A 12,006-nucleotide genomic window follows, 5' to 3' on the forward strand; every position below is an offset into this window, starting at 1 on the left:
CTCGGTCGCGGCCGAGCTGGCTCTGCTCGGCGGCAGTGTCGCGCTCATCGATGCCGACAGCTACGGGGGCGCCGTCGCACCATGGCTCGGACTGCTCGACGAGACGCCGGGCTTCGCCGCCGCGTGCCGCCTCGCCGGGAACGACGCCCTCACCCGGGCAGAGTTCGACCGCGTCGCGCAGTACGTGCCGATGCCGCCGGGCGCGCTCGCCGTGCTCACCGGCATCGCCCGGGCGAGCCGCTGGCCCGAGCTCGGCAGCGAGCGGGTGGGGCGCGTCGTCGACGCGGCCGCGGGCTGGTTCGACCACGTCGTCGTCGACGTCGGCTTCAACCTCGAGGCCGACGAAGAGATCGCGAGCGATCTGTTCGCCCCGCGGCGCAATGCGGCGACCCTGACCGTGCTCGAGCACGCGACGCAGCTCGTCGCCGTCGGGCTCGCGGACCCACTCGGGCTGTCGCGGCTGTTGCGCGGCTGGGCGGATGCCGTGGCCGCAGCCCCGGGCGCCCGCCACCGTCTCGTCGTGAACCGGCTGCGCGCCTCCGTTCTGGGTGGGAACCCCGCCGGGCAGGTGAGCGGGGCCCTGCAGCGCTTCGGCGGCATCGCCCCCGCGGCGCTCATCCCCGACGATGCGCCGGCCTTCGACGCTGCGATGCTGGCGGCGGCGCCGCTTGCGATCGCGGCTCCGCGCTCCGCAGCGCGCGAGGAGATTCGTGGATTCGTGCACGATGCGCTGCTCGGTCTGCCGGCGACCCCTCAGCCGAGCCGCCGTCGAGGCATCCGCTCGAAGCATGCGCGAGCCTCTCTGCCGGCCCCGGTGGCCGCGTCGCGGCCGACCATAGAATTGTCGGGTGTCGACCCTCAGTGACCTCGTCATCGCCCACGGGCGCTCCACCCCCGAGGACATCGAGTGGATGCACATGCTCGTGGGCGACGCCCAGCTGCTCGCCGATCTCGCCTTCGCCGACATCGTGCTGTGGGTTCCCACCGAAGACGGGTTCATCGCCGTCGCGCACTCGCGCCCATCGAGCGCGGCGACGCTGTTCTACCGCGACATCGTCGGGCAGAAGATCCGCCCCGAGTGGCGCACACAGGTGACCGAGGCGTTCGAGACGGGGCAGATCGTCGATTCGAGTGCCCCCGAGTGGTACGAAGAGACGCCGACCCGCGTGCGCGCCGTGCCGGTGCTGCGCCGCCTCGGTGCAGGCAGCGCCAAGACGACCGATTCGCCGATCGCCGTGCTCACGCGCCACACGAACCTGAGCGAGGCGCGCACCCCCGGCCGCCAAGAGCTCACCTTCAACGACTGCGCGAACGACCTGTTCGCGATGATCGCCTCGGGCGACTTCCCCGACCTGGGCGCCCCGAGCGGTCCGCGTCGTGGCGCACCGCGCGCGTCCGACGGCCTCATCCGGCTCGACGTCGAGGGCATCACGACCTTCGCGAGCCCGAACGCCCTCTCGGCATTCAACCGCATCGGATTCACCGACGAGCTCGAGGGCGAGTCGCTCGCCGAGGTCACGACGCAGCTGCTCACGGGGCACACCGCGTTCGACGAATCCCTGCCCCTGGTGGTGACGGGTCGGGCGCCGTGGCGCACCGACATCGACGTGCGCGGGGTGACGGTCTCGCTGCGCGCCATCCCCATCCGCAACCGGGGCGAGCGCGTCGGCGCGATCGTGCTCGTGCGCGACGTCACCGAGATGCGCCATCAGGAGCGCGAGCTGATCACGAAGGACGCGACGATCCGAGAGATCCACCATCGCGTCAAGAACAACCTGCAGACGGTGGCCTCTCTGCTGCGCATCCAGGCGCGTCGCTCGCATTCCGACGAGGCGAAAGACGCGCTCGGCCAGGCGCAGCGCCGCGTCGCCGCGATCGCGGTCGTGCACGACACGCTGTCGACCGGACTCGCGCAGGCCGTCGACTTCGACGACGTGTTCGACCGCGTGCTGCTGCTCGTCGCCGAGGTCGCGGCGGGGCACAACACCTCGGTGCGCCCCGTGAAGAAGGGCCGCTTCGGGGTGCTTCCGAGCGAGGCGGCGACCCCTCTCGCGCTCGCACTCACCGAGCTCGTGACGAACGCCGTCGAGCACGGCCTCGCCGACCGCTCTGGTGAGGTTCAGATCATCGCCGAGCGCAGCGAGGAGCAGCTGACGGTGAAGATCGTCGACGACGGCACGGGCCTGCCCGAGGGCAAGGTCGGTGCGGGCCTCGGCACGCAGATCGTCCGCACCCTCATTCAGGGCGAGTTGGGCGGATCGATCGACTGGCACACGATGATGGGCACCGGCACCGAGGTGACGGTGGAGATCCCGCTGCGGTTCCTGACCAACGGTTCCGCCGGCGCCTGAGGCGCGCCGGGTGCGTACGGCCGTAGGCGCGGCGCGCATTCCGCACGCTCGCGCGTACCGATGCACCCCGCGCGTACGCGGAATCGTGCGTTCTAGGTGTCGTGCGTAGCCATGTGACGGCGTCGGGGCCGCTCGCCGGGTGAGGGTAGCGGCGCTGGGCCGCCGGGGCGCCGGTACGCGCTAGGCCGAGCGGCGGGCGCGCGCGGCGCGGCGCTTGAGTGCGCGGCGCTCGTCTTCGGACAGCCCGCCCCAGACGCCCGAGTCCTGGCCGGTCTCAAGGGCGTACTGCAGGCAGACCTCGGTGACGGGGCAACGGCCGCAGACCTGCTTGGCCTTCTCGATCTGGTCGACGGCAGGGCCCGTGTTGCCGACCGGGAAGAACAGCTCGGGGTCAGCGGTGAGACATGCGGCCTTGTCGCGCCAGTCCATGGGGATGCTCCTTTTGTTGCATGAAAGCAGACGCAGGCATTCGGGTTGTCGCCTCGTCGGCAGTGATGACGACCGGATCAGGGCCGAAAGATCGTGGGGATTTTTGACCTGCCCACAGCCCCGTGAGCGATTAACCGGACCCCTGTATCCTCCCATGGGGGCAAGAGCCAGATCAAGAGTTTTGAGTGGGATAACACTGTGAACACCAGCCGGAAACCCGCATCTGATAAGGGATCCCGCGGCGCCGTGACGGCGCTCGCGGTGGTCTTGGGCGTCGAGGCGGTGCTGGTGCTCGGTGCAACCGCACTCACCATAGTGCAGTTCGCGACGCACGGTGCTCAGGTCGAAGCCGACGGCTTCGCATTTATCGCGTGCCTGGTGATCGGATTCCTGTGGGTCGGTCTCGCCGCCGTCGGGGTGTGGCTCGAGAAGCGCTGGTCGCGCGGCCTCACGATCGTGTGGCAGATCATCCAGCTCGTGGTCGGCGTCGGCGCTCTGCAGGGGTTGCTCGCCGGGCCGCTCGAGGGGGTCGTGCTGCTCGCGCTCGGGCTCGCGGGAATCGTGCTGGTGCTGACCCCGGGCGTCACACGCGCGCTGCGTGGGAACGCGGCGTAGGTCTCCATTCGGCTGCGCCGAGTCGACCCGCGGGGCGGACTGCGCCGAACCCGCCCGCCATCACGCGAGCTTGAGCTTCTTCGTCAGCATGCCGAGGTGCCCCTTCGCCTTCACGTTGTAGAGGGCGTGCTCGAGGGCTCCGTCGGGCCCGACGACGAAGGTCGAGCGCAGCACCCCCGTGACGGTCTTGCCGTACAGCTGCTTCTCGCCCCAGGCGCCGTAGGCCCGGTGCACCTCGAGGGATTCGTCGGAGAGCACCGGGAAGTTGAGGTGCTCTTGCTCGGCGAACTTCGCGAGCGTCGCAACGGGATCCTTCGAGATGCCGAGCACCGCATAGCCGGCATCCGTGAGCGTCGCGAGCCCGTCGCGGAAATCGCAGGCCTGCGTCGTGCAGGCGGGCGTGAGCGCCGCCGGGTAGAAGTAGACGATCACGTGGCGACCGGCGAAGTCGGCGAGCGACACGGTGGTTCCGGAGGCATCGGGAAGGGAGAACGCGGGCGCGGGGTCGCCCGCCGAGAGGCGGCCGGCAACGGGAGCAGAAGTCACCCTTCGACCCTAAGGCCGCGGCGCGGGCGTGCTGGTCTCGCGCACGACGAGGGTGCTCGGGCTCGGCGCGGCGGTGCTCCAGCTGCGGCCGTCGAGCAGTTCGAGAAGCATGGCGGCGCTGCGCCGCCCGGCGCGGTCGGGGTACCGCTCGAGCGCCGTGACCGTCGGGTATGAGAACTGGCACAGCATCGAGTCGTCCCAGCTGACGACCGCGACGTCGTGTGCGCCGGCATCGGCCAGGGCGCGCAGGCCGGCGACGGCCATCACGTCGTTCGAGAACACGAGGGCGGTGGGCCGGATGCCTGACGAGAGCAGCTCGAGCACGCGGGCGTGCGCCGTGTCGAAGGTGTAGTCGGCCTCGGCGAACTCCACGGCGATGCCCCGGGCGGTGCTCTCGTGCCGCACGGCGGTGCGGCGGTCGACCTCGTGCGCGAGGCCGAGGGGGCCGGTGATGTGCGCGATGCGGCGGTGCCCGAGCTCATCGAGGTGGGCGACGATCAGCTGGGCGTCGCGATGCTGGTCCTCGATGCGCTCGCCCGCCCCAGAGGGCAGGACGCCGTGCAGCACGAAGGGCAGGCCGAGCCGCGTGAGCAGCGCGGGGCGCGGGTCGTCGATCGCGCGGTCGAGCACGATGACGCCGTCGACGCGGCCCTCGCCGGCCCAGCGCTCGTACACGGCGGTGTCGCGGCCGGGGGTGGTGCCGACCATGCGCAGCAGCAGGCTCTGCCCGGCCTCGGAAAGCACGTCCTCGACGCCTTCGAGCAGTCGCATGTAATAGGGCTCTGTGCCGAGCAGGGCCGGGTCGCGGCGCAGCACCATGCCGATCGCGTCGGCGCGCGAGCGCGACAGGGCGCGTGCCGAGAAGCTGGGATGCCACCCGAGTTCGGCGGCCATCGCGACGACCTTCTGGCGGGTCTGCTCGCTCACGCCGGCCTGGCCGTTGAGGGCGTACGACACGGATGCCTTCGAGAGGCCGAGGCGCTCGGCGATGTCCGCGATGGTCACGCGGGCCACTAGCGGCCCTCCTCGCCGCTCTGGCCCCCGACCCCCGGGGCGAGGGTCTGCAGCAGGCGCTGCAGCGAGTCGAGGCGGACCGCGCCGGCGGGGCCCAGCCGCCCCTCTTCGACGGCCTCGACGATCGCGCAGTCGGGGGCGTCGCGCAGATGCGTGCAGCCGCGCGGGCACTCCTGCGCGAGCGCCAACAGGTCGGGGAATCCGCGCAGGATGTTGGCCGGGTCCACGTGCCCGAGACCGAAGCTGCGCACACCGGGGGTGTCGATGATCCAGCCGCGGCCGGCATCCGTCTCGACGCGCAGCGACACGGTCGAGCTCGATGTGTGGCGGCCGCGCCCCGTGACCTCGTTCACGTGCCCGGTCGCGCGGTTCGCGTCGGGCACGAGCGCGTTGACCAGGGTGGACTTGCCGACGCCGGAGTGCCCGACCGCGACCGTCGTATGGCCGACGAGCGCGGCCGCGAGCTCGGCGGTCGGCATGGCGCCCCGCGAGCTCGTGAAGACCGTGAGGTGGTCGAGGGCGCCGAAGTTCGCGAGGAACGGCGCAGGGTCGGCGAGGTCGGTCTTGGTGATGCACAGCAGCGGCTCGATGCCCGCGTCGTAGGCGGCGACGAGGTAGCGGTCGACGAGGCGGACGCGCGGCTCGGGGTTCGCGGCCGCGATGACGATGAGCATCTGGTCGGCGTTGGCGACGATGATGCGCTCGACGGCGTCCGTGTCATCGGCCGAGCGGCGCAGCAGGGTCGTGCGCTCGCCGATGCGCACGATGCGCGCGAGCGTGCCCTCGCCGCCGGTGGTGTCGCCGACGAGGTCGACGCGATCGCCGGTGACGATCGCCTGCTTGCGCAGTTCACGGGCGCGGGATGCCGTGAGCTGATGCTCGCTCGGCTCGTCTTCATCGAGCAGCACCGTGTAGCGGCCGCGGTCGACGGCGAGCACTCGGCCCGTGACGGCGTCGCCGTGCTCGGGGCGCTGCTTGGTGCGCGGTCGGTTGCCCTTCGGGTTGGGCCTGACGCGGACGGACGACTCGTCGTACTCGCCGTACGGCTCGTCGTCGTCTTCGTCGTCGGACCACCAGCTCAAGCGGGCAGGACTCCGTGCTCGGGCCCGGCGACCATGCGGCGCCACAGCTCGGGGAACTGCGGCAGCGTCTTCGCCGTCGCGCCGATGTCGTGCACCTCGACGCCCGCGACGCGCAGCCCGATCAGGGCGCCCGCGGTCGACATGCGGTGGTCCTTGTACGACTTCCAGACGCCGCCGTGCAGCTCGGCGGGCTCGATGCGCAGCCCGTCCTCGAGCTCGGTCGCCTTCCCACCCAGGCCGTTGATCTCGGCGACGAGCGCGGCGAGGCGGTCGGTCTCGTGGTGGCGGATGTGCCCGATGCCCGTGAACTCGCTCGGGCCGTCGGCGAGAGCGGCGAGGGCCGCGAGGGCGGGCACGAGCTCGCCGCCGGTGGAGAGGTCGAGCGTCACACCGCGGATCTCGCCCGTGCCGCGCACCGTGAGCCGGTCGCCGTCGAGGGCGACCTCGGCCCCGAACAGCGGCAGATAGCTCGCGAGGTCGGCGCCGACCTGCGTGGTCTTGGCCGGCCAGTTGCCGATGGTGACGCGACCGCCCGTCGCGACCGCCGCCGCGAGGAACGGCGCGGCGTTCGACAGGTCGGGCTCGATCGCGGCGTCGCGCGCGCCGACCGGCTGCGGCTTCACGACCCAGGTGCCGAGCTCAGGCGTCTCGACCTCGACGCCGCGGGCCGCGAGGGCGGCGATCGTCATCTCGATGTGCGGCATGCTTGGCAGGCGCTCGCCCGCGTGGTGCAGCACGAGCCCGTTCTCGAAGCGCGCCGCAGACAGCAGCAGCCCCGACACGAACTGGCTCGAGCTCGACGCGTCGATCGTGATCTCGCCGCCGGCGACCCGGCCGGTGCCGTGCACCGTGAACGGCAGGGCGGCACGGCCCTCGTCGGCGAGGTCCACGCCGAGCGCGCGCAGCGCGTCGACCATGGCGTGCATGGGGCGGCCCCGGGCCGACTCGTCGGCGTCGATCGTCACGGGGCCGAGGGCGAGGGCGGCGACCGGCGGGATGAACCGCATGACCGTTCCGGCCTGGCCCGCGTCGATCGTGGTCGAGCCGGTGAGCTCGGCGGCCGGGACGATGCGCAGATCGGGCCCGAAGGGGCCCGGCTCAGGCATCCGCTCGACGCCCGTGCCGAGCGCCGCGAGCGCCTCGACCATGCGGTCGCTGTCTTGCGAGTGCAGGGGAGCGGTGAGCACCGAGGGCGCGTCGGCGAGAGCGGCGAGCACCAGCTCGCGGTTCGTCTGCGACTTGGAGCCGGGCAGGGCGAAGTCGGCGTCGACGGGCGCGCCCGCGAACGGCGCCGCCCACAGCTCGGAGGTCTCGGTCTGGCGGCTGTCGCCGTACGGATCGAACTCGGGCGCGGAATAGGTGCGGAACTGCATCGGTTGCAGGATATCGAGGATTTGATCGCACCAACGAAAGGACGCCAGTGCCCGCATCAGCGCTCATCGAGCGGCCCGTCGTCGGCAGCGAAGCGACGGATGCCTGGGCCGTAGAATTGGCCGCGATGACAGACGACCTCGAGCTCTCGAGCGACACTCCCGCGGAGCGGAGCTTCGAAGAGCAGGCGCTTCCCTTCATGGACCAGTTGTATGCGGCGGCCCTGCGCATGACGCGCAACCCGTCTGACGCGCAGGACCTCGTGCAGGAGACCTTCGTGAAGGCCTTCGCGGCCTGGGCGCAGTTCCACCAGGGCACCAACCTCAAGGCGTGGCTGTACCGCATTCTGACGAACACGTTCATCAACAACTACCGCAAGAAGCAGCGCGAGCCGTACCAGACCCCCATCGAGGATCTCGAGGACTGGCAGCTCGGTGGCGCGGAGTCGACGACCGCCCGCGCGGCCCGCTCCGCCGAGGCGGAGGCGATCGACCACCTTCCTGACTCCGACGTCAAGAACGCGCTGCAGGCCATCCCCGAGGACTTCCGGATGGCCGTCTACTTCGCCGATGTCGAAGGCTTCTCCTATCAGGAGATCGCCGACATCATGAAGACACCCATCGGGACCGTGATGAGCCGCCTGCACCGTGGCCGGCGGATGCTTCGCGATCTGCTTTCCGACTACGCGCGCGACCGGGGGAGCGCCGCACAGACCCCACCTGCCAGGAGTACACGATGACCGACTGCGGCTGCGACAAAGCCAAGAAGGACCTTGAGGAATACCTGCACCACGAGCTGCAGGCCGACGATGCCGCCGACATCCGCGAGCACCTCGCCACCTGCGCCGACTGCGCCGGCGAGCACAAGGTCGGCGTCGTGCTGATCGAGGCCGTGCAGCGGGCCTGCCGCGAGACCGCGCCAGAGGAGCTGCGCGTGCAGGTGCTCACCAAGTTGCGGGCGCTTCAGACGCACGCGTAGCGCGCGCTGATCGCGGGGCCCGCGGTGCCCGCGGGTCCGTGATGGCCGGCCGGCCGCGTGATCGCGCTGCTCGGATCCGCTTCGCGCTGCTCGGATCCGGACAGCGTCGAGAGGATCCGAGCAGCGCGGGCACGGATGGCGGCGGCTCGGATCGACGAAGGGCCCCGGTTCCTCAAAGGAACCGGGGCCCTTCGCGTACGAGGGTCAGACGGTCAGGGCATCCGCCATCAGCTTCGACTGCTCGACCGCGTGGCGCTTGGCCGTGCCGACGGCGGGCGAGGCGGACGCCGGGCGCGAGACCACCGAGATGTCGCGCTTGCCCGCGCGGCGCGCCGCATCGACGAAGTAGGGGGCCGCGCCCTGGTTCTCGGGCTCGTCCTGCACCCACACGACCTCGGCGTTGGGGTAGCTGTCGAGCACGCCGACGAGCTCCTGCTTGGGCAGCGGGTAGAACTGCTCGAGGCGCACGACCGCGATCTGCGGGTTGGGCGCCTTCGCCAGCTCGGCCTTCAGGTCGTAGTAGATCTTGCCGGCGCAGGCGAGCACGCGGCGCACCGCGCCCTTGTCGCTCACATCGGGGTCGTCGATCACCGGCTGGAAGCGGCCCGAGGTGAACTCGGACAGGTCGCTCGTCGCACCGCGCAGACGCAGCATCGCCTTCGGGGTGAACACGATGAGCGGCTTGCGCGGGCGGGCGTATGCCTGGCGGCGCAGCAGGTGGAAGTACGACGCCGGCGTCGACGGCCGCGCGATCGTCATGTTGTTCTGCGCGGCGAGCTGCAGGTAGCGCTCGATGCGCGCCGACGAGTGGTCGGGGCCCTGGCCCTCGTAGCCGTGCGGCAGCAGCAGCACGACGGACGAGCGCTGGCCCCACTTCTGCTCGGAGGCGGCGATGTACTCGTCGATCACGCTCTGGGCGCCGTTGGCGAAGTCGCCGTACTGCGCCTCCCACAGGACGAGGGCGTCGGGGCGCTCGACCGAGTAGCCGTACTCGAAGCCCATCGCCGCGTACTCGGAGAGCAGCGAGTCGTAGACCCAGAAGCGGCCCTGGTTCTCGGCGAGGTTCGCGAGCGGCACCCACTCCTGCCCGTTGACCTGGTCGTGGAAGACCGCGTGGCGCTGCGCGAAGGTGCCGCGCCGCGAGTCCTGGCCGACGAGGCGCACGGCGGTGCCCTCGAGCACGAGCGAGCCGAAGGCGATCAGCTCGGCGAATCCCCAGTCGATGCCGCCCTGGCGGCTCATGTCGACGCGCTTCTTGAGCAGCGAGGTGAGCTTCTTGTGCACCGTGAAGCCGTCGGGCACGTTGTCGAAGGCGTCGCCCACGGCACGCACGACGGATTCCGCGACGCCGGTCGTCTCGAGCTCGCCGGTCGCCGACTCGTCGTTCTTCGGAAGCTGCGTGACGACGGGGATCGGCGAGGTCTGCGCCTCGTGCGTCTCGGCGAAGGCGCGCTCGAGGCGGGCCTGGAAGTCGCGATGCGCCTCCTCGTACTCCTCTTCCGTGATGTCGCCGCGGCCGACGAGCGCCTCGGTGTACAGCTTGCGGGTCGAGCGCTTCGCCTCGATCAGGCCGTACATGAGCGGCTGCGTCATCGACGGGTCGTCGCCCTCGTTGTGACCGCGGCGGCGGTAGCAGATCAGGTCGATGAAGACGTCGCGGCCGAACTCCTGGCGGTACTCGAACGCGAGCTTCGCGACGCGCACCACCGCTTCGGGGTCGTCGCCGTTCACGTGGAAGATCGGCGCCTGGACCGTCTTTGCGACATCCGTCGAATACACGGAGCTGCGCGCCTCGCTCGGCGACGTCGTGAAGCCGACCTGGTTGTTGATGTTGACGTGGATCGTGCCGCCGGTCTTGTACGCGCGCAGCTGCGACATCTGCAGCACCTCGACGTTGATGCCCTGGCCGGCGAGCGCCGCATCGCCGTGCACGAGCACGGGCAGCGTCGTGTAGGTGCCAGCGGGGCGCCTGTCCTGCTTGGCACGCACGATGCCCTCGAGCACGCCGTTGACGACCTCGAGGTGGCTCGGGTTCGCCGCGACGTAGACCGGAACCTCTTTGCCGTCGGGAGAGACGAAGGTGCCTTCGGTGCCGAGGTGGTACTTCACGTCGCCGGTGCCGGCGAGGTCGAACTCGCCCTCGAACTCGCGGAAGATCTGGCCGTAGGTCTTGCCCGCGATGTTGGTGAGCACGTTGAGGCGCCCGCGGTGGGCCATGCCGATCGCGACGCCGTCGAGCCCGGCATCCGCCGCGCCCTGCAGCAGCTCGTCGATGAGCGGGATCGTCGACTCGCCGCCCTCGAGGCTGAACCGCTTCTGGCCGACGTACTTGGTCTGCAGGAAGGTCTCGAAGGCCTCGGCCTCGTTGAGCTTCGTGAGGATGTGCAGCTGCTCGTCGTGCCCGGGCTTCACATAGGGGCGCTCGAGCTTGTCCTGGAACCAGCGCCGCTGGGCCGGGTCCTGGATGTGCATGTACTCGACGCCGACGGTGCGGCAGTACGAGTCGCGCAGCACGCCGAGGATGTCGCGCAGCTTCATCTCGCCGTAGTTGCCGGCGAAGCCGCCCGCGACGAACTTGCGGTCGAGGTCCCAGAAGGTGAGGCCGTGGCTCGCGATCTCGAGATCGGGGTGGGTGCGCTGCTTGTACTCGAGCGGGTCGATGTCGGCCATCAGGTGACCGCGCACCCGGTACGAGTTGATGAGCTCGTGCACGCGCGCCGTCTTGTTGACCTGGTGGGCGAGGTCGACGTTGATGTCCTGCGCCCACAGGATCGGCTCGTAGGGGATGCGCAGCGCGGCGAAGATCTCCTGGTAGAAGTCCTGGCCGCCGGCCAGCAGCTCGTGCACGATCTTGAGGAACTCGCCGGAGCCCGCGCCCTGGATGACGCGGTGGTCGTAGGTGCTCGTCAGGGTGATGGTCTTCGAGATGCCGAGGTCGTTGAGGGTCTCGGGGCTCGCGCCCTGGAACTCGGCGGGGTACTCGAGGGCGCCGGCGCCGATGATGCAGCCCTGGCCCTTCATGAGCCGCGGCACGGAGTGCACGGTGCCGATGCCGCCCGGGTTGGTGAGGCTCACCGAGGCGCCCGAGAAGTCGTCGGCCGTCAGCTTGTTGCCGCGGGCGCGCTTGACGAGGTCCTCGTAGGCGGCGAGGTAGTCGGTGAAGCCCAGCGTCTCGGCGCGCTTGATCGCGGGGACGAGAAGCGAGCGCGTGCCGTCGGGCTTCGGCAGGTCGATCGCGATGCCGAGGCCGATGTGGGCGGGCTTCACGACTGAGGGCTTGCCGTCGATCACGTCGTAGAAGACGTTCTGGCTGGGGAACTGCTTCAGCGCCTTGATGAGCGCCCACCCGATCAGATGGGTGAAGCTGACCTTGCCGCCGCGCGTGCGGGCCATGTGGTTGTTGATGACGATGCGGTTGTCGATCATCAGCTTCGCCGGAATCGTGCGCACGCTCGTCGCGGTGGGCACCGTCAGGCTCACGTCCATGTTGGCGGCGAGCGTCTTCGACATGCCCCGCAGCGGAGTGACCTCGTTGGCCTCGGCCGGCCCGTCGTTCTTCGGGGCGACGGCCGGGGCGTCGGCCGGGACCGGGGTCGGCTTGGGCGCGACGGACGTCGTGC

General features: G+C 70.6%; 11 protein-coding genes. 5 read left to right on the forward strand and 6 right to left on the reverse strand.

The window, feature by feature from the left end:
- Both ACM2XV_RS07925 and ACM2XV_RS07930 read left to right on the forward strand, forming a co-directional pair.
- Window positions 1-865, forward strand: an 865-nt coding sequence (locus ACM2XV_RS07925; RefSeq protein ID WP_487026544.1) for a CpaE/TadZ family protein, incomplete at its 5' end; no start/stop codon positions are given.
- A complete protein-coding gene (locus tag ACM2XV_RS07930) occupies window positions 849-2,351 on the forward strand; it encodes a sensor histidine kinase (RefSeq protein ID WP_487026545.1) in 1,503 nt (500 codons plus the stop codon). The genes ACM2XV_RS07925 and ACM2XV_RS07930, both read left to right, overlap by 17 nt.
- A gap of 180 nt (window positions 2,352-2,531) precedes the next feature.
- Here the strand turns inward: ACM2XV_RS07930 and ACM2XV_RS07935 are convergent, their stop codons facing one another.
- On the reverse strand, window positions 2,532-2,780 hold the full coding sequence (locus tag ACM2XV_RS07935) for a WhiB family transcriptional regulator (RefSeq protein ID WP_120789842.1): 249 nt from the start codon (window positions 2,778-2,780) through the stop codon (window positions 2,532-2,534).
- A gap of 246 nt (window positions 2,781-3,026) precedes the next feature.
- Between ACM2XV_RS07935 and ACM2XV_RS07940 the strand changes: the two genes are divergently transcribed.
- A complete protein-coding gene (locus ACM2XV_RS07940) occupies window positions 3,027-3,395 on the forward strand; it encodes a hypothetical protein (RefSeq protein ID WP_487026546.1) in 369 nt (122 codons plus the stop codon).
- A gap of 60 nt (window positions 3,396-3,455) precedes the next feature.
- Here ACM2XV_RS07940 and bcp read toward each other — a convergent pair whose 3' ends face one another.
- The 4 genes from bcp to aroA are packed head-to-tail and all read right to left on the reverse strand — an operon-like array spanning window position 3,456 to window position 7,410.
- A complete protein-coding gene (gene bcp / locus ACM2XV_RS07945; protein ID WP_487026547.1) occupies window positions 3,456-3,941 on the reverse strand; it encodes a thioredoxin-dependent thiol peroxidase in 486 nt (161 codons plus the stop codon).
- Between the two features lie 9 nt (window positions 3,942-3,950).
- Window positions 3,951-4,946, reverse strand: coding sequence for a LacI family DNA-binding transcriptional regulator (locus ACM2XV_RS07950; protein ID WP_344775061.1), 996 nt, complete (start codon window positions 4,944-4,946; stop codon window positions 3,951-3,953).
- A gap of 8 nt (window positions 4,947-4,954) precedes the next feature.
- On the reverse strand, window positions 4,955-6,037 hold the full coding sequence (rsgA, locus tag ACM2XV_RS07955; RefSeq protein ID WP_487026548.1) for a ribosome small subunit-dependent GTPase A: 1,083 nt from the start codon (window positions 6,035-6,037) through the stop codon (window positions 4,955-4,957).
- The gene (gene aroA, locus ACM2XV_RS07960) at window positions 6,034-7,410 is read right to left on the reverse strand and encodes a 3-phosphoshikimate 1-carboxyvinyltransferase (RefSeq protein WP_487026549.1); all 1,377 of its coding nucleotides are present in this window, start codon (window positions 7,408-7,410) and stop codon (window positions 6,034-6,036) included. Before aroA ends, rsgA begins: the two co-directional genes overlap by 4 nt.
- Before the next feature lie 125 nt (window positions 7,411-7,535).
- On the opposite strand from aroA, the gene ACM2XV_RS07965 reads away from it, so the two are divergent.
- On the forward strand, window positions 7,536-8,147 hold the full coding sequence (locus tag ACM2XV_RS07965) for a sigma-70 family RNA polymerase sigma factor (RefSeq protein ID WP_344775360.1): 612 nt from the start codon (window positions 7,536-7,538) through the stop codon (window positions 8,145-8,147).
- Window positions 8,144-8,386 carry a zf-HC2 domain-containing protein gene (locus tag ACM2XV_RS07970; RefSeq protein ID WP_344775055.1) on the forward strand — a complete coding sequence of 81 codons (243 nt, stop codon included), beginning with the start codon at window positions 8,144-8,146 and terminating at the stop codon, window positions 8,384-8,386. The genes ACM2XV_RS07965 and ACM2XV_RS07970 overlap by 4 nt, the downstream gene beginning before the upstream one ends.
- A gap of 204 nt (window positions 8,387-8,590) precedes the next feature.
- Here ACM2XV_RS07970 and ACM2XV_RS07975 read toward each other — a convergent pair.
- Window positions 8,591-12,006: multifunctional oxoglutarate decarboxylase/oxoglutarate dehydrogenase thiamine pyrophosphate-binding subunit/dihydrolipoyllysine-residue succinyltransferase subunit (locus ACM2XV_RS07975; RefSeq protein WP_487026550.1), on the reverse strand; the 3,416-nt coding region annotated here is incomplete at its 5' end.

The sequence above is a fragment of the Gryllotalpicola sp. CP2-P1 genome (genome assembly GCF_057512245.1).

Excerpts from the sequence above, each read along its gene's own strand:
- ACM2XV_RS07935 (WP_120789842.1), bottom strand. The coding sequence starts at position 2,780 with ATGGACTGGCGCGACAAGGCCGCATGTCTCACCGCTGACCCCGAGCTG.
- aroA (WP_487026549.1), bottom strand. The coding sequence starts at position 7,410 with ATGCAGTTCCGCACCTATTCCGCGCCCGAGTTCGATCCGTACGGCGAC.
- ACM2XV_RS07965 (WP_344775360.1), top strand. The coding sequence starts at position 7,536 with ATGACAGACGACCTCGAGCTCTCGAGCGACACTCCCGCGGAGCGGAGC.
- ACM2XV_RS07970 (WP_344775055.1), top strand. The coding sequence starts at position 8,144 with ATGACCGACTGCGGCTGCGACAAAGCCAAGAAGGACCTTGAGGAATAC.